This is a genomic window from Tenacibaculum aestuariivivum (assembly GCF_964507685.1).
Taxonomy (GTDB): domain Bacteria; phylum Bacteroidota; class Bacteroidia; order Flavobacteriales; family Flavobacteriaceae; genus Polaribacter; species Polaribacter aestuariivivum.
Genome location: NZ_OZ208414.1, coordinates 91,736 through 109,148, shown reverse-complemented (window position 1 = coordinate 109,148; position 17,413 = coordinate 91,736). Strand labels below are relative to the sequence as shown.

Annotated in this window: 15 protein-coding genes; 13 read left to right on the top strand and 2 right to left on the bottom strand. The window is 30.1% G+C overall.

Translation table 11 applies throughout. The annotated features are described in order from the left end of the window. From ACN5J4_RS00440 to ACN5J4_RS00390, 11 genes are all read left to right on the top strand, one after another. A complete protein-coding gene (locus tag ACN5J4_RS00440) occupies positions 1-684 on the top strand; it encodes a nitrate reductase cytochrome c-type subunit (RefSeq protein ID WP_418650199.1) in 684 nt (227 codons plus the stop codon). 5 nt (positions 685-689) lie between these two features. After that, the gene (locus ACN5J4_RS00435; RefSeq protein WP_418650198.1) at positions 690-1,319 is read left to right on the top strand and encodes a cytochrome c3 family protein; all 630 of its coding nucleotides are present in this window, start codon (positions 690-692) and stop codon (positions 1,317-1,319) included. Positions 1,320-1,387: 68 nt separating this feature from the next. Beyond that, complete coding sequence (locus ACN5J4_RS00430) at positions 1,388-2,542, top strand: 4Fe-4S dicluster domain-containing protein (RefSeq protein WP_418650197.1); 1,155 nt, start codon at positions 1,388-1,390, stop codon at positions 2,540-2,542. A gap of 201 nt (positions 2,543-2,743) precedes the next feature. After that, a complete protein-coding gene (gene dsrP, locus ACN5J4_RS00425; protein ID WP_418650196.1) occupies positions 2,744-3,964 on the top strand; it encodes a sulfate reduction electron transfer complex DsrMKJOP subunit DsrP in 1,221 nt (406 codons plus the stop codon). A gap of 114 nt (positions 3,965-4,078) precedes the next feature. Continuing rightward, positions 4,079-4,438: a hypothetical protein gene (locus tag ACN5J4_RS00420; RefSeq protein ID WP_418650195.1), complete on the top strand. Its 360-nt coding sequence runs from the start codon at positions 4,079-4,081 to the stop codon at positions 4,436-4,438. 7 nt (positions 4,439-4,445) lie between these two features. Further along, positions 4,446-4,832: a YchJ family protein gene (locus ACN5J4_RS00415; RefSeq protein WP_418650194.1), complete on the top strand. Its 387-nt coding sequence runs from the start codon at positions 4,446-4,448 to the stop codon at positions 4,830-4,832. Positions 4,833-5,117: 285 nt separating this feature from the next. Further along, positions 5,118-7,559: a bifunctional aspartate kinase/homoserine dehydrogenase I gene (gene thrA / locus ACN5J4_RS00410; protein WP_418650193.1), complete on the top strand. Its 2,442-nt coding sequence runs from the start codon at positions 5,118-5,120 to the stop codon at positions 7,557-7,559. Positions 7,560-7,650: 91 nt separating this feature from the next. Next, positions 7,651-8,583 (top strand): homoserine kinase, encoded by a 933-nt coding sequence (locus ACN5J4_RS00405; RefSeq protein WP_418650192.1) that lies wholly within the window; start codon positions 7,651-7,653, stop codon positions 8,581-8,583. 65 nt (positions 8,584-8,648) lie between these two features. Continuing rightward, positions 8,649-9,935, top strand: coding sequence for a threonine synthase (gene thrC / locus ACN5J4_RS00400; protein ID WP_418650191.1), 1,287 nt, complete (start codon positions 8,649-8,651; stop codon positions 9,933-9,935). A gap of 272 nt (positions 9,936-10,207) precedes the next feature. After that, complete coding sequence (locus ACN5J4_RS00395; RefSeq protein WP_418650190.1) at positions 10,208-11,980, top strand: AMP-dependent synthetase/ligase; 1,773 nt, start codon at positions 10,208-10,210, stop codon at positions 11,978-11,980. A gap of 44 nt (positions 11,981-12,024) precedes the next feature. Beyond that, a complete protein-coding gene (locus ACN5J4_RS00390; protein WP_418650189.1) occupies positions 12,025-13,638 on the top strand; it encodes a pseudouridine synthase in 1,614 nt (537 codons plus the stop codon). A gap of 128 nt (positions 13,639-13,766) precedes the next feature. Here ACN5J4_RS00390 and ACN5J4_RS00385 read toward each other — a convergent pair whose 3' ends face one another. Further along, positions 13,767-15,062 carry an MFS transporter gene (locus tag ACN5J4_RS00385; protein ID WP_418650188.1) on the bottom strand — a complete coding sequence of 432 codons (1,296 nt, stop codon included), beginning with the start codon at positions 15,060-15,062 and terminating at the stop codon, positions 13,767-13,769. Positions 15,063-15,127: 65 nt separating this feature from the next. Then, complete coding sequence (locus ACN5J4_RS00380; protein ID WP_418650187.1) at positions 15,128-15,937, bottom strand: M48 family metallopeptidase; 810 nt, start codon at positions 15,935-15,937, stop codon at positions 15,128-15,130. A gap of 123 nt (positions 15,938-16,060) precedes the next feature. On the opposite strand from ACN5J4_RS00380, the gene ACN5J4_RS00375 reads away from it, so the two are divergent. After that, positions 16,061-16,927, top strand: a complete 867-nt coding sequence (locus ACN5J4_RS00375) for an alpha/beta fold hydrolase (protein WP_418650186.1) — start codon at positions 16,061-16,063, stop codon at positions 16,925-16,927. 4 nt (positions 16,928-16,931) lie between these two features. After that, a complete protein-coding gene (msrB, locus tag ACN5J4_RS00370; RefSeq protein ID WP_418650185.1) occupies positions 16,932-17,399 on the top strand; it encodes a peptide-methionine (R)-S-oxide reductase MsrB in 468 nt (155 codons plus the stop codon). Positions 17,400-17,413: the final 14 nt, after the last annotated feature.

Genomic DNA, 17,413 nt, shown 5'->3' with positions numbered 1-17,413 from the left:
ATGAGAAAACGATTAGGTATCATATCGCTATTTGTAATGTTGTTTATCGCTTTTATTGTTGTTTGGAATTATAGTTATTACCAAGGGCAAGAAAAAGCATACATCCCTATAAAAGAAAGCAAATCAGTTCCTGTAATTCCTTCGGAAGCTGGAGTTTTTAAACGATCGGAACATGCTTTGGATTATTCGGAAATGCCTGTGGATGCAAAATATCAAAGGACTTTAGAAATGTATTATGACAACAGAGCGTATCATGGAGCGCCACCAAGTATTCCGCATCCTACGGATGAAAATCAAAATATAGGCGGTAACAGCTGTTTAAAATGTCATGAAAATGGTGGTTTTGTAAGTAAATTTAATGCTTATACACCTGTTACACCACATCCTGAATTGGTAAACTGCAAACAATGTCATGTAGCTCAAAAATCAAAAACATTGTTTAAAAATGGGAATTTCGCAAAAGTACACGCTCCTAAAGTTGGTAACAATAACGCTTTAATTACAAGTCCGCCTGCAATACCTCATCAAATACAATTACGTGAAAATTGTTTGGCATGTCATGCAGGACCTAGTGCTCCTAAAGAAATTCGAGTTTCACATCCCGAACGTGTTAATTGTAGGCAATGTCATGTACCAAATAATAAAGAACTTACAGCCGTTAAAGCTTTTATCAGAAAACAATAAAAATAATGAAACACAAAAATTACATAAAACAAGGTTGGTTTTTAGGAATCGTTTTTTTATTGATAATCACTTCATGTAAACATAAAGAAGACGAATATCATAGCGTTACCGATAAAATTGAAGCCAAAAGCAAACACTATAAAGGAACGTCTATTTCATCAGAAAAATATACTGCAAACTTAAAGTTAGTTGAAGTAACAGAAAATGGAATTACCTTTTCTATTCCTGATAGAAAAGGCGCTATAAAATCATACGCTTGTACCGAATGTCACAGTAAACCCTTGCAAGAAATGCAAGAAAAAGACCTAAAAAAAGCACATTGGAATATTAAATTAAATCATGCTGATGCAAATACAATGAGCTGTACAACCTGCCATAATGGAAACAATATGGATAATCTTAAAAGTATAACAGGGCATTCTATTGATTTTAATAACAGTTATAAATTATGTAGCCAATGTCATCAAAAACAATATAAAGATTGGACAGGTGGCGCACATGGTAAACGAATTGGTAGTTGGGCACCTCCAAGAGCATCGATGACTTGTGTGAATTGTCATAATCCGCATTCGCCAGGTTTTGATACAAAATGGCCCGCAAGATTTAATACCCAAATAGAGAAAGAACGTAAATAACCTAACATTTCATTAATATCAATTTATTTTTTTGATTTTGATATTAACGATTTTATAGCAAAGAATATATGAATGGAATTGGAAAATATTTTAGGTTGAATTTAAACAGTACAACTAAACAAGAATCTTCAAGTGGTGGATGTGGTTGTGGTAGTACTTCTGGAGGATGTAATTCTCACAGTTCAAAAAAAGAAAAGAAAAAAGTATCGGAAGAAGAAATAAGCAATGATGCGTTTTTTGAAGCCGCTGTAAATGCTTCTATTGGTGATGAGCGTCATAAAGATGGTTTTGATCAGGTTTTTGATGTAAAAATGGATCGTAGATCTGCCTTTAAAAAACTAACCGCTAGTTTATTAATTGGTGCAGGCGCAGTTTCATCATGTACAAGTGTTGTTTCTAGTGATGAATTAAAAGAAAAAGCACAAATAGATTGGGAAGAGCAATTTAAAGGAAACTATAAATTGATGGATGACAAAGAAAAAAATGCCACCGTTGATAGATTAGTTCGTTCTTATCAATTACGTACAGGTAAAAACGTGAGTATGTCTTCTAAAAATGCCGAAGAAGATGTGTTATTTGGGTATGCTTTCAATATTTCTAAATGTCAGGGATATATGGATTGTGTAAGCGCTTGTGTAGAAGAAAATAATCAAGATAGAAATTCGCAAATGGAATATATCCGTATTCATGAAATGAAAGACGGAAAAGGTTTTAATTTTAATGAAGCTGATGATAATTATTATCATGAAGTTCCTGCTGAAGGTCATTTTTATATGGGAACGCAATGTTTTCATTGTGATAATCCGCCTTGTGTAGAAGTTTGCCCTGTTCAAGCTACTTGGCGAGAAGAAGATGGTATTGTGGTAGTTGATTACGATTGGTGTGTTGGTTGTAGATATTGTATGGCTGCTTGCCCTTATGATGGTCGTCGTTTTAACTGGAGTAAACCAGAGGTTCCGGAAGCTGAGGTAAACAAAAATCAGCATTATTTAGGAAATAGAATGCGTAAAAAAGGGGTGATGGAAAAATGTACTTTTTGTGTACAACGTTCTAGAGCTGGTAAAAATCCAGCTTGTGTTGAGGCTTGTCCTACCGGTGCACGTATTTTCGGAAACTTGTTAGATCCTAACAGTACCATTCGTTGGGTATTAGAAAATAAAAAAGTATTCAGATTAAAAGAAGATTTAGGTACAGAACCTAAATTCTGGTATTTTATGGATTAATTTCTTTTGCGTTAGGGATTGCAGTGGTATCCTTTTTAAAATTTTTAATAGATAAGCAAGCTATTTAAATGTATGTAAAAAACGTATTAATAAGTACTTAATACATAAATATAAAATTTTAAAAAGATTTAACGCAAAGCCCGACCCTTTTGGGAAACGCCCTAAATAATAGATATACTAAGCGTTATAATAAAAAATAAAATGAAAAGACTTAAAGTTTTTACAAGTTTAATTAAAGACAGTCTAGATATTATTACTCATGGTTCTAAAAAGTATCATTTATGGATGGCTTTTTTAACCTTAATAATGTTAGTTGGAATGTATTGTTATTCGATTCAATTAGAACATGGATTGAGTGTTACTGGAATGACAGACCGTGTAAGTTGGGGATTATATATTTCTAATTTCACCTTTTTAGTTGGAGTTGCTGCCGCAGCCGTTATGCTAGTAATGCCAACCTATGTTTTAAAAGATGTCGATTTTAAACAAGCCGTACTTATAGGCGAAGGTTTAGCCGTTGCCGCATTAATAATGTGTTTGGCTTTTGTGGTTGCCGATATGGGAGGTCCTGCTGTTTTATGGCATATGATGCCCATTATTGGCGTTTTTAACTTTCCAAACTCAATGTTAACTTGGGATGTTATTGCTTTAAATGGCTATTTATTTATCAATATTAGTATTCCGTTTTATATTTTATTTAGGCATTATCAAGGAAAAGAATCTAAGAAAAGTGTGTATTTACCAGGTGCTATAATTTCTGTTTTTTGGGCTGTTGGTATTCACTTAGTAACTGCCTTTTTATATCAAGGTTTACAAGCTAAACCTTTTTGGAATACCGCATTATTAGGACCTCGTTTTTTAGCATCTGCTTTTGCAGCTGGTCCTGCATTAATTATTTTAGTGTTAGCAATTATTAGAACTTATACCGAGTTTAAAATTGAAGATAAAACTATTAAAAAATTAGCTTTAGTAGTTACTGTTGCTGCTCAGATTAACTTAATTATGTTAGTTTCTGAATTATTCAAAGAATTTTATGCACCAACACATCATAGTGAAAGCGCCTATTATTTATTTTTCGGATTAGATGGAAAAACTGCCTTATTACCATGGATTTGGACGGCAATTGCCTTAAATGTTTTAGCTACCGTTTTATTAACTTTTCATAAACTCCGTAATAATTTTAAAGTACTATTTTTTGCTTGTAGTATTTTATTTATTGCTATTTGGATTGAAAAAGGTTTTGGTTTAATTGTTCCTGGATTTATCCCAGGTCCTTACGGCAAAATAGCAGAATACACACCTACCGGAATAGAAATTGGTGTTACTTTAGGTATTTGGGCAATGGGGGCACTTATTTTTACAATTTTAGCAAGAACAGCTATTCAAATTGAAATTGGTAAATTAAGGTATAAGAAAAAATAAAATTTTCAGTTTATATTTTGATAAGAAAATCCGTAGTAAATTTTTACTGCGGATTTTTTTTATAGATTTTTAAAATTTTTGAAAATAACGTAATTTTGTTTTTTTGATATTTTTATGACAATACAAAACTTAGTGGGTAATTATACTATAATCGGTAACAATCAAAATGCTCAAGAGGATTCTTATAAGGGTGTACTTTCTTTACAACTTGATATTAATAATCGAATAGTTGCTAAATGGTTAATCAATAATGAACAAGAACAAACTGGTTCAGGTTTTTTTAATGATAATATATTAGTTATCAATTTTAACTATAAAGGAGAAGATAACAATACTTATAAAGGAGTTGTGGTTTACAAATGTATTTCTAAAGATATTTTAGATGGATTTTGGTCTGAAAAACATGGAAACCCACTATTTTTAGGAAAAGAACGTTGTTTTAGAATTGATACAAAAAATACTCCCTTAAATTAATAATAGCATGAAATGCCCTTGTAATCCTAATAAAAATTATGCTGATTGTTGTGAAATAGCACATAAAAACATTCAAAATGTTGTAACTGCTGAACAATTAATGAGGTCTCGTTATAGTGCCTTTGCATTAGCTAATGTTGATTATTTACAAAAAAGTCATCATACAAGTACTCGCCCATCAAAAGAAGAAAATAAAGAAATTTTAGTTTGGACAAAATCTGTTGAGTGGATAAAATTAAAAATCATCAATACAAGTAAAGGTACAGCTTACGATATTACAGGAAATGTAATATTTGAAGCATTTTTTAAAGAAAATGATAAAATTAACAGCATAAAAGAGAATTCTTCTTTCTGTAAAGAGGATAATCATTGGGTATATTTAATAGGGAATTAAATATTTTTTGGATAAAAAAAGATAAAAGATATAGTTTATTTTAAAAAAAAGTTTACATTTGACACCGTGTTAAACAATAAAAAAAATAGCATTTCTTTACCTATCGTAGCTCCTACGATAATTACTGTTGGCACTATTATTTCTACAATTATTATTACCCTTTAGGGGTTATTTTTCTACATATCGTTCCGTATCTATTTATATTTTTCAAAAACCTGAAAAACAGACAAATAACAACTTATATTTTTTATTCTATTATTAAAACATTAAAAACATTTTTTTAAGATGAAAATTTTAAAATTCGGTGGCTCATCAGTCGCTAATAGCCAAAACATACAAAAAGTAATTCAAATAATTTCAACTGCTTCAGCTAAAGAAAAAGTAGCTATTGTTGTATCTGCCTTTGGAAAAACTACCAACCAGTTAATAGCTGCGGCTAATAAAGCTGCAGATAATGATAATGACTATAAAATACTTTTCAAAGAAATAACCAATCATCATACACAAGTTATTGATGATTTAGTAAATAATCAATCTAAACCTAAAGTTCAACAAAACGTAAACACCTTATTAAATCAACTACAAACTTTACTTGAAGGTTGTTTTTTATTAAAAGAAGCTACACCAAAGGCAATGGCAACCATAAGCGGGTTTGGAGAGTTATTGTCGTCTTATATAATTTCAGAGGTAGCCAAAAATACCTTAAACGCTACCTATAAAGATAGTCGTGATCTTATTATAACTTCAAACGTTTTTGACAAGGCACAGGTAAACTTTATGCTGACCAATAATAATTGTAAAAACTACTTTGATAACAATACTCATCAAGTTACTATTTTACCTGGTTTTATTTCTAAATCAGAAAATGGTTTAACAACAACTTTAGGTAGAGGTGGCTCAGATTATACCGCTGCTATATATGCTGCTGCTTTACAAGTAAACGAATTACAAATTTGGACAGATGTTAGCGGTATGTACACTGCAAATCCAAGTATTGTAAAACAAGCCTTTCCAATACCTGAAATTTCATATCAAGAAGCTATGGAATTATCACACTTTGGTGCAAAAGTTATTTATCCGCCTACCATACAACCTGCTTTAGAAAAGGAAATTCCTATTGTTATCAAAAACACCTTTGAACCTAATAATCCAGGTACTTTAATTGCAAAAAATGTAAAAAGTACCAACCTTGTAAAAGGAATTAGCCATATTGAAAATATTACTTTATTAACCTTAGAAGGTGCCGGAATGATTGGTGTATCGGGTATTTCAAAACGCTTATTTGAAACACTTTCAAACCAAAATATAAGCGTGGTTTTAATTACCCAAGCCTCATCAGAACATTCTATTTGCATTGGTATTTATGATGAAGATGCGAAAAAAGCAACTAAAGCTATTAATGATGCTTTTGAAATTGAAATAGAGCGAAAAAAAATAAAACCGGTTATAGTTGAACAAGGTTTAGCTATTTTAGCTTTAGTTGGCGATAACATGAAAAATCACCAAGGTTTAAGTGGTCAAATGTTTAGCGCTTTAGGTAAAAATAATGTAAATATTAGAGCAATCGCACAAGGAGCTTCACAAAAAAATATATCTGCAGTAATTGACAGTAAAGATGCTAAAAAAGGGTTAAATACTTTACATGAACAATTTTTTGAAGAAAAAATAAAACAACTTAATTTATTTGTTACAGGTGTTGGTAATGTTGGAGAGCGTTTTTTAGCGCAAATAAATCAACAAAAAAAATACCTAAAAGAGCATTTAAAAATGAAAATTCGTGTTGTTGGACTTGCGAATTCTAAAAAAATGATTTTTAATACCAATGGTATTGATTTAAATAACTGGAAAGAAGCATTAAATAACGGAGAACCTGCTACTTTAGATGATTTTTTCAATAAAACAAAAAATTATAATCTACGTAATGCTGTTTTTGTAGATAACACTGCTAATCAGAAGGTATCTGAAATATATGAACAGTATTTACGCAATAGTATTGCCGTAGTTACTTGTAATAAAATAGCTTGTGCATCTAGCTTAGAAAACTACAAAACATTAAAAGCTGTTTCTAGAAAATATAATGCACCATTTTTATTTGAAACCAATGTTGGCGCAGGTTTACCAGTTATAGACACACTTAAAAACTTAATTGCTTCTGGTGATAGAGTTCAAAAAATACAAGCTGTATTATCAGGAAGTTTAAATTTTGTTTTTAATAACTTTAATGAAAATACTACTTTTCATAATGTTGTTGCTCAAGCTCAAAAAGAAGGATATACTGAACCAGACCCGAAAATTGATTTAAGCGGTGTTGATGTTGCTCGAAAAATATTAATATTAGCTCGTGAAAGTGGTTATGAATTAGAATTATCTGATATTGATAATAATGCTTTTTTACCTGAAAAAAGTTTAAACACGACTAATAATGATGATTTTTACGCTAGTTTAACAGAATTTGAAGCTCATTTTAAAAATATTTTTAAAGAGGCTAACGATAAAAACTGTCGTTTAAAATATGTAGCTGAATTTGCTAATGGCAAAGCCAAGGTAGGTTTACAACATATTCCTGCCGATCATCCTTTTTACAATTTAGAAGGAAGTGATAATATTGTGTTATTTTTTACTGATAGATATCCTGTAAATCCTTTATTAATAAAAGGTGCTGGAGCTGGTGCAGATGTTACTGCTTCTGGTATTTTTGCTGATGTAATCCGTATAGGAAATCGTTAATATTATTTTTATCTGAATAAAAAATCAGACAAACACATCAACTAAAAAATGATTATTATTGTTTTTTAGTTGATTTAAATTGCAAAAAAAGATGGAATATATAAAAATATTTGCTCCAGCAACCGTTGCTAATGTTTCTTGCGGATTCGATTCTATGGGATTAGCCGTAGATACCATGGGCGATGAAATGACTTTTACTAAAACAGCAGAAAAAGGCGTAAAAATAACAGCAATTACAGGTGCTGATGGTTTAAGTTTTGATCCAAAAAAAAATGCTGCAGGAGTTGTTGCTTTGGCAATGCTAGAAAAACATCCTGTTGATTTTGGTATTGAAATAACAATGCATAAAGGTTTTTCTCCAGGAAGCGGATTAGGTAGTAGTGCAGCAAGTTCAGCTGGTGCTGCTTTTGGTGTAAACGAACTGCTAAACAAGCCTTTTTCTACATTAGAGTTAACAAAATTCTCTATGATAGGTGAAGCTGCTGCTTGCGGTACTCCAATTGCTGATAATGTTTCAGCAGCAGTTTATGGAGGTTTTGTACTTATTAGAAGTTATGAACCTTTAGAAATAATCAAATTACCTGTACCTAGCGAATTACGATTAGTAGCTATACATCCACAAATTGAAGTAAAAACTAAAGATGCTCGTGAAGTTTTACCTGATAACGTATCTTTAAAAAATGCCGTTACTCAATGGGCAAATGTTGGCGGATTAGTAAGTGGTTTATATTCTAATGATTATCAATTAATCAGTAATTCATTAACTGATGTAATTGTTGAACCTGCTCGTAAACACTTAATTCCTCATTTTGATTTAGTTAAAAGCGAAGCCATTAAAGCAGGTGCTTTAGGTGCTGGTATATCTGGCTCTGGCCCTACTATTTTTGCTTTATGTAAAGGTGATGATACTGTTAAAAAAGTACATAAAGCCATCCAAAATGCTTATGCTGATAAAAATATTGACTTCACTTTATTTTCATCAAAAATAAATACTGAGGGAATTAAAATTTTAGAAACTAAATAAAATAACGTTATCGTAAATAAACAAAGTAATTTTGTTTGATTTAAAATGATATTAAAAAAATAAAAATGAACTATTATAGTCTTAATAAAAAATCGCCAAACGTTAGTTTTCAAGATGCTGTTGTTAACGGATTAGCTCCTGATAGAGGTTTGTATTTTCCTGAAAGCATAACACCACTTTCTTCTGATTTTATCAAAAATATTGACAACTATTCTAACGAAGAAATTGCTTACGAAGCTATTAAACAATTTGTTGGTGATGAAATTCCTAAGAATGTTTTACATAATATTATTAAAGAAACACTTTCTTTTGATTTCCCTGTTGTTTCTGTAGAAGATAATGTAGCAACTTTAGAGCTTTTTCATGGTCCTACGATGGCTTTTAAAGATGTTGGCGCTCGTTTTATGGCACGCTGTTTAGGTTATTTTAATAGAAATAATAACGACCAACTTACTGTATTAGTAGCAACTTCTGGTGATACTGGTGGTGCTGTTGCTGATGGTTTTTTAGATGTAAAAGGTGTAAATGTTGTTATTTTATATCCGAGCGGAAAAGTAAGTAATGTACAAGAAAAACAACTAACAACTCTAGGTAAAAATATTACTGCTTTAGAGGTTGATGGTGTTTTTGATGATTGTCAAGACATGGTAAAAACAGCCTTTTTAGATGCTAATATTAACCGTACTCTAACCTCTGCGAATTCAATTAACGTTGCTCGTTGGTTACCACAAATGTTTTACTTTTTCTTAGCTTACAAGCAAGTACACAAACAACAAAAAGATGTTGTATTTTCTGTACCAAGCGGTAATTTTGGAAATATTTGTGCAGGAATGATGGCGCAAAAATTAGGATTACCGATTAAACATTTCGTTGCTTCAACAAATATTAATGATACTGTTCCTAATTATTTAAAAGATGGTATTTATACTCCCAAACCATCAAAAGCAACTATTTCAAATGCTATGGATGTTGGAAACCCTAGTAATTTTATCCGTATTCAAGAAATATTTGCAAACAATATTGAAGCTTTAAAAAACACTTTTTCGTCATATTCTTTTTCTGATGATGAAACTCGTGAAGCTATGAAACTTATTTATAAAAACAGTGGATATATTGCCGACCCTCATGGAGCTGTTGGTTATTTAGGAGCTAAAGAGTATCAAAAAACAAATGAAGATGCATTATGTATTTTCTTAGAAACTGCACATCCTGTTAAATTTTTAGATGTTGTAGAAGAAACTTTAAATGTTAGCGTAGCTATTCCTGAACAAATTAAATCAGTAATGAATAAAGAAAAAAAGTCTTTTAAAATAAGTACTTACAATGATTTAAAAAACTTTTTAAACTCGTAAAAAACTTTATATTTTAAATATAAAAGTACAATACTTTAACTAAAAAAACTCTATTGATATTATAAATCAGTAGAGGTTTTTTTAATATATATTGTGATGAATAAAAATTAAACTCTCATTCGAGAATATATCATTAAAAATATAATAAAAAAAGTACTAAAAACACAAGAATAATCACCTAAAAAAGATAACACCCAGTAAATCAATAGCTAAGATTAAAGTTGTAAAATCAATCTATTTTACCTAATTTGCAATACGTAAAAAAAAATCTTATGTCAATTGAAATAACCCGTCTTTTTGATTTTCCTTATTATCAACAAGAAACTTATAATTTAGAAAAAGCTTTTACAACCAAATACAATGGTAGTTGGGAATCAATATCAACAACAGAATATATTGACAAAGCAAATACTATTAGTAGAGGTTTATTGCGTTTAGGTATACAACCTAATGATAAAATTGCCATAATTTCAACAAATAACCGAACAGAATGGAATATTTGCGACATTGGTATTTTACAAACAGGAGCACAAAACGTTCCTATTTACCCAACTATTTCTAAAGAAGATTATGAATATGTTTTAAATCATTCAGAAGCTATATACTGCATTGTTTCTGATGAAATTATATTAGAAAAATTAAATCAAATTAAAGGAAAAACTAAACTTAAAGACATTTTTACTTTTGATGATATTACAAATGAAAGAAGTTGGAACGAAATTTTAGAGCTTGGTAAAGATACCAGTAATCAAAATGAAGTTGAAGCTAGAAAAAATGCAGTTACCTCTGATAGTTTAGCTACCTTAATTTATACTTCTGGTACCACAGGAAAACCTAAAGGAGTAATGCTTTCTCATGGAAATATTGTTTCAGATGTATTAGCTAGTGAAAAAAGAGTTCCTTTAATTTATGGTCAAGAACGAGGTTTGAGCTTTTTACCTGTTTGCCATATTTTTGAACGTATGATATTATATATATATCAATACTGCGGTGTTTCAATTTACTTTGCAGAAGCTATTGATAAATTAAGTGAAAATGCTCAGGAGATTAAACCTCATGTAATGACTGCGGTACCTAGATTATATGAGAAAATATACGACAAAATATATGCTAAAGGAACTGATTTAACAGGTATAAAAAAGAAGTTATTCTTTTGGGCAATTGATTTAGGACTTAAATACGAACCATATGGAGCAAACGGATGGTGGTATGAAAAAAAGCTAAGTATTGCCCGTAAATTAATTTTCACTAAATGGCAAGCTGCTTTAGGAGGAGAATTAAAATTAATGGTTTCTGGTTCTGCTGCTTTACAACCTCGTTTAACAAGAATTTTTACTGCTGCAGGTATGCCTGTTATGGAAGGTTATGGTCTTACAGAAACATCACCTGTTATTACTGTAAACGATGTTAGAAACAATGGTTTTAAAATAGGTACAGTTGGTAAAGTACTTGATGGAATAGAATTAAAATTTGACGATAATGGTGAAATTTTAGTAAAAGGACCTAATGTAATGTTAGGTTACTACAAAGATCCAATAAAAACTGCTGAGGTTTTAAAAAATGGGTACTTTCATACTGGTGATATAGGTGAAATGGATGCTGATGGCTTTTTAACAATAACAGGACGTACTAAAGAGATGTTTAAAACATCAGGAGGTAAATATATTGTTCCACCATTATTAGAAGGAGAATTAAAACAATCTCGTTTTATAGAACAGGTAATGGTAATTGGTGAAGGTGAAAAAATGGCTGCCGCTTTTATTCAACCAAATTTTGCTTTTGTTAGAGAATGGGCACAAAGACATAAACTTAACCTAACTACTAATGAAGAACTAATTAGTAACCCAAAAGTAATTGATCGTATTCAAGAAGAAGTCACTATTTGTAACTCACATTTTGGAAAATGGGAAACCATAAAAAGATTTGAATTAACTGCTGATGAATGGTCTATAGAGGGTGGTCACCTTACTCCTACCATGAAAATGAAGCGTAAAGTTATTAAAGAAATCTATAAAGATTTATACGACAAGATTTATAACTGTTAATTTTATAAAGTGTTGTTTTTACAACACTTTTCTTTTAAATAAATATGACTAAATTTATTCCGTTTACTAGTAAAGTAAACACAATTCCGTTACCTAATAAATTTGATTACCCTCATAATTACACTCCAAGTACATTAGCAAAAATAGCCGCTAAAGAACTACAAGAATATTTAAAAAGTCAAACTGATTTTCATCATAATTTTGGAATAAAAAATACTAATACCAAAAATGCTATAGGTAAAATGTTTGGTGTATTGGTTGTTAAAAATAATAAAAATCAACTAGGTTATTTAGCTGCTTTTTCTGGAAAAATAGCAGAGAACACACAACATAAACATTTTGTACCGCCTGTATATGATGTTTTATGTAAAGATGGAGTGTTTTTTAAAATGGAAGAAAAACGTAACTTAATTAACTCCAAAATTGCTTCTTTAGAAAATAGTACGCAGTACTTAAATACTCAAAAAGCTTATATTGAAAGTAAATTATTAAATAAAAATTTAATAAGCAAAGAAAAATATAAAATTAAGCAACGGCGAAAATTAAGAAAAGAACTATCAAAACAAGATAATCAGCAAAATATTAATGAAGAGTTTTATGTACGTGAGTATGAAATTTATTTAGAATCTAAAACCTTGTATTTAGAAAAAGAATATATTAATTTTCAGCAACAAATAAAGCAATTAAAAGAACAACGAAAAGAACTTTCAATAATAGGACAGCAAGAAATTTTTGATCAATATAAGTTTTTAAATGCTAAAAACGAATTAGAAAATTTAATTACTATTTTTAAAAATTCAAAACAAAATATACCTGCTGGTTCAGGCGATTGCTGCGCTCCAAAATTATTACAATATGCTTTTTTAAATAAACTCAATCCTATTTGTATGGCAGAATTTTGGTGGGGTAAATCTTTAGGTAGTTCAGTTCGAAAGCATAAAAATTATTACTCGGCATGTACTGGTAAATGCAAACCTATTTTAAATCATATGCTTAAAGGATTAATTGTTAATGAAAATCCTTTAATAGCGCAGCTTCAATCTAAAAAAGAAATAGAAATTATTTTTGAAGATGATTACTTACTCGTTATCAATAAACCAGCAGAATTATTATCCGTAGCTGGAAAAATAATTGAAGATTCCGTAGAACATCGCATCCAAAGAAAAAATGCAAATTATTTGGTTGTACATCGTTTAGATATGTCTACTTCTGGAATTTTATTGATAGCTAAAAATATCGATATCTATAAAACATTACAAGCTCAATTCACAAATAGAACCATTAAAAAACGATATGTTGCCGTACTTGATGGAATATTATCAAAAAAATCAGGCGAAATAAACTTGCCATTAAGAGTTAATTTAGAAGACCGCCCAAAACAGTTAGTTTGTAATACTCATGGAAAACAAGCACAAACTAAATGGGAAATTATTGATGTAAAAAACGGAAAAACAAGAGTATATTTTTATCCAATTACAGGACGTACACATCAATTACGAGTTCATGCAGCTCATAATTTAGGTTTAAATACTGCTATTATTGGTGATGATTTATACGGAACAACAGCAAATAGATTACATTTACATGCTGAAAAAATAGAATTTAGGCATCCTGTTAGTCGAAAAATGATCACTTTTATTTGTCTTCCTAACTTTTAAGAATTACCCCAATAATTATTTATACTCCTTTTAGATTATCTATAATCACATCTTCAAATTATCATTAGCAAAAAAATAAACCGATATATTCATCCTGAAAATATTTTTGACGATATGAAAGTTTAAAATTAAACCACATACTTAGTTTTTTTCATAGTACTTAACACTAGTAACGAAGCTAAAAAGAAAATTGCTAAGCATAATACAGACCATTGCATTGAATCTGTAATAGCATATAATACTCCATAAACAGAAGTTCCTAGAACGATAGCTATTTTTTCAGTAACATCATAAAAGCTAAAATACGTTGCGGTATCTTCTGTTTCTGGTAATAATTTAGAATATGTAGAACGGGTTAATGTTTGTATCGCTCCCTGCACCAAGCCTAACAAAGCTCCTAATCCGTAAAAATACATTGCCACGTTTTCTTGTGATTTATCTAATGAAAAAGCAAAAAAACAGACAATCATCCAAATAATAATTGTAATTTTTAAAGCCGTAATATTTCCGAATTTACCAGAAATTCTAGAAAAAATATAAGCACCTAAAATAGCAACTATTTGAACTAGTAAAATAGTAAGAATCATATTAAAGGTTGATAAACCTAATTCTGATGAACCAAAAATAGCAGCCATTAAAATAATGGTTTGAACCCCAATACTTAAAAAGAAAAATGATATTAAAAAACGTTTTAAGGTAGGGTAATTTAACACCTCTTTATATACCGTTTTTAACTCTCTGTATCCTTTCCATATATAATCATTATCAGGCTGTTTGTTATAAATATCATTTGGTAATTTTCTAAACGTAATCTGTGCGAAACCAATCCACCAAAAACCAACCATAACAAAAGAAATACGAGAAGCCATACCTGTTGTAATTCCAAATAAATCAGGCTTTTGAATCATTATTAAATTGATAATCAATAATATTACCGAACCTACATAACCGTACATAAAGCCTTTTGCACTTGCTTTATCTTGTTGTTCAGGTAAAGCTACTTCAGGTAAATAAGCATTATAAAACACCCAACTTGCCCAAAAACCAATACTTGCTAAAACAGTAAATAAAATACCTATCCAAACAGTATCAATACCTTTAAAAAAGGATAATCCTATTACAGATAAACCACCCATCCAACAAAAAAACTTCATAAATTTCTTTTTGCTTCCTGTATAATCTGCAATACCAGATAAAATAGGAGAAATAAAGGCTACTACTAAAAATGAAAATGATAAAGCGTAACTATACAAACTATCAGGATGCTCCCACTCCATTCCTAAAAAACGAACTGTTTTACCTTTAGTTACCGCACTGTAATATAACGGAAAAACTGCCGTACTAATGACTAATGAATATACCGAATTTGCCCAATCATAAAATGCCCAAGCATTAATTAACTTTTTATCTCCTCTTTTGTACATATTTCTTATAAATAAAAAAACCGTTCATAATTATGAACGGTTCGCAATATAAATAACTTATGTTACTATTTTTTAACTGATACATTAAATTTAGCTGCTAATTTTTTTGCTTCAGGTAAATAAGCTCTTAGAGTTTGAATACGTGATTGGTTTGATGGGTGTGTACTCATAAACTCCGGCTGAGAAGCTCCATTTGATTTTTGACTCATTCTAACCCAAACCTCTGCAGCTTCTTTTCCATTATAACCTGCCATAATCATAAATACTAAACCTAATTTATCAGCTTCTGTTTCATGATTTCTACTAAAAGGTAGCATTAACCCTACTTGTGTTCCTAAACCATATGCCATGTTAAAAGCTTGTGCATTTTTACTATTAGCCGTTCCTAAAGCTACTGCCGCACCTCCTAATTGTTGTAACTGACCTGTAGACATTCGCTCTTGACCATGTTTTGCAAACGCGTGTGCAACTTCATGCCCCATAACTGCAGCAATACCGTCTTCATTAGCACAAATAGGTAAAATACCTGTATAAAAAACTACTTTTCCACCAGGCATACACCAAGCATTTACAGTATTATCTTCTACTAAATTAAACTCCCATTGATATGAGTTTGCCTCTGCCGTCATTCCGTTTGCTCTCATAAAACGATCTACTGCCGAAGAAATATTTTTACCAACTCTTTTTATTTGATTTGATTTAGATACATCTGTCGATAATTTATTTTCTTCTAAAAAACCTTTATATTGTGCAAAACTTGCAGGTAAAACTTGTGCATCACTCACAAAATTAAGTCGTTTTCTTCCTGTAATTGGAACAGTACTACATTGTACTAAAAATACGGCTACAATTGCTAAGGCTATAATTTTTTTCATCTTTTTATTTAATTTTGGTTATTGTTAAATATGACACATTATAATAAATAATGTCACAAAAGTATTAAACTTATTTTATCTTTAAACTTACAAAAACATATCCTTATCTTAAAAATAAAATTTATGAATTTTAAAAATTCTACAAAACAGCCTCGAACCATAGCAATACCTAAATATATTATATTTTTAGTAAGAGGTTTAGAGTTTTTTTCTACTCAATTAACTGCAAAAATAGGAACTAAAATTTTTAGTACTCCTGTAAAATTATCAATGCCTAAAAGAGAGCAGATAATGTTTAAAAGTGCTCAGAAAAAAACTTTAAATATACCGTCGATATCTAAAAACATCGAAGTTTTATCTTACGGGTATTCTAAAAAAAAAGTATTACTAGTACACGGTTGGGCTGGTAGAGGCACTCAATTGTATATGATTGCTGATAAACTTTTAGAGAAAGGATATATGGTTATTTCTTTTGACGGTCCTGCACATGGAAAATCATCAGGAAAAGCAACTACAATGCCTGAATTTTTAGAAGTAATTAACGTAATTGACAAAAAATATGGTCCTTTTGAAGCTGCTATAGGGCATTCATTTGGAGGTATGTGTTTATACAATAGTGTTGCCACTAATTTTAAAATAAAAAAATTAATAACAGTTGGTGCAGCTGATATCATTTCTGAAGTAATACTCAATTTTACCAAAAACTTAAAAGTTAAACCTATGGTTGCTATTAAAATGAAAAATATTTTTGATGTACAATGGAATAGAGATATTGATATGCACTCATCTAGTATTGTTGCTAAAAAAATAAACATTCCTACTTTAGTTGTTCATGATGCAAATGATGCTGATGTTTGTGTAAGTTGTGCTATAAATATTCGTCAAAACCTAAATAAAGGAACGCTTTTAATTACAAAAGGATTAGGGCACTCTAAAATACTTTATAACCAAAAAGTAATTACTAATATAGTAAACTTTATTATTGAATAATAACATGACTAAAATTATATTCCCTTTCATTTTAACAATATTTATTAATTATTCTGTAAACGCTCAAAATAAAAAAATATATAAAGTTTCAAAAACAGCACAGGAATGGAAAATACTTTTAACAAATAAACAATACTATGTTCTTAGAGAAGCTGGTACAGAACAACGAAATTCAAGTTTTTTAAATGATAACTATAAAAAAGGTATTTATGTTTGTGCGGCTTGTAAAACACCTTTGTATAAATCGGTCCATAAATATAATTCTGGTTCTGGTTGGCCTGCTTTTGACAGAGCTATTACCAAAAATATAGCCTTAGATGTTGATTATAAAATTGGGTATGCTCGTACCGAGTTAAAGTGCAATACTTGTGGCGGACATTTAGGGCATTTATTTAATGATGGCCCTAAAAAAACAACGGGTATGCGCCATTGTATTAATGGTACTGCTTTAAGTTTTATACCAAAAAAATAAATAATATTACTTTT

What these genes read in the sequence shown, in the direction of transcription:
- ACN5J4_RS00380 (WP_418650187.1), bottom strand. Translation starts at nt 15,937, where the DNA reads ATGAAAAAAATTATAGCCTTAGCAATTGTAGCCGTATTTTTAGTACAA.
- ACN5J4_RS00415 (WP_418650194.1), top strand. Translation starts at nt 4,446, where the DNA reads ATGAAATGCCCTTGTAATCCTAATAAAAATTATGCTGATTGTTGTGAA.
- ACN5J4_RS00440 (WP_418650199.1), top strand. Translation starts at nt 1, where the DNA reads ATGAGAAAACGATTAGGTATCATATCGCTATTTGTAATGTTGTTTATC.
- ACN5J4_RS00435 (WP_418650198.1), top strand. Translation starts at nt 690, where the DNA reads ATGAAACACAAAAATTACATAAAACAAGGTTGGTTTTTAGGAATCGTT.
- thrC (WP_418650191.1), top strand. Translation starts at nt 8,649, where the DNA reads ATGAACTATTATAGTCTTAATAAAAAATCGCCAAACGTTAGTTTTCAA.
- ACN5J4_RS00420 (WP_418650195.1), top strand. Translation starts at nt 4,079, where the DNA reads ATGACAATACAAAACTTAGTGGGTAATTATACTATAATCGGTAACAAT.
- ACN5J4_RS00395 (WP_418650190.1), top strand. Translation starts at nt 10,208, where the DNA reads ATGTCAATTGAAATAACCCGTCTTTTTGATTTTCCTTATTATCAACAA.
- dsrP (WP_418650196.1), top strand. Translation starts at nt 2,744, where the DNA reads ATGAAAAGACTTAAAGTTTTTACAAGTTTAATTAAAGACAGTCTAGAT.
- msrB (WP_418650185.1), top strand. Translation starts at nt 16,932, where the DNA reads ATGACTAAAATTATATTCCCTTTCATTTTAACAATATTTATTAATTAT.
- ACN5J4_RS00430 (WP_418650197.1), top strand. Translation starts at nt 1,388, where the DNA reads ATGAATGGAATTGGAAAATATTTTAGGTTGAATTTAAACAGTACAACT.
- ACN5J4_RS00385 (WP_418650188.1), bottom strand. Translation starts at nt 15,062, where the DNA reads ATGTACAAAAGAGGAGATAAAAAGTTAATTAATGCTTGGGCATTTTAT.
- ACN5J4_RS00390 (WP_418650189.1), top strand. Translation starts at nt 12,025, where the DNA reads ATGACTAAATTTATTCCGTTTACTAGTAAAGTAAACACAATTCCGTTA.
- ACN5J4_RS00405 (WP_418650192.1), top strand. Translation starts at nt 7,651, where the DNA reads ATGGAATATATAAAAATATTTGCTCCAGCAACCGTTGCTAATGTTTCT.
- ACN5J4_RS00375 (WP_418650186.1), top strand. Translation starts at nt 16,061, where the DNA reads ATGAATTTTAAAAATTCTACAAAACAGCCTCGAACCATAGCAATACCT.
- thrA (WP_418650193.1), top strand. Translation starts at nt 5,118, where the DNA reads ATGAAAATTTTAAAATTCGGTGGCTCATCAGTCGCTAATAGCCAAAAC.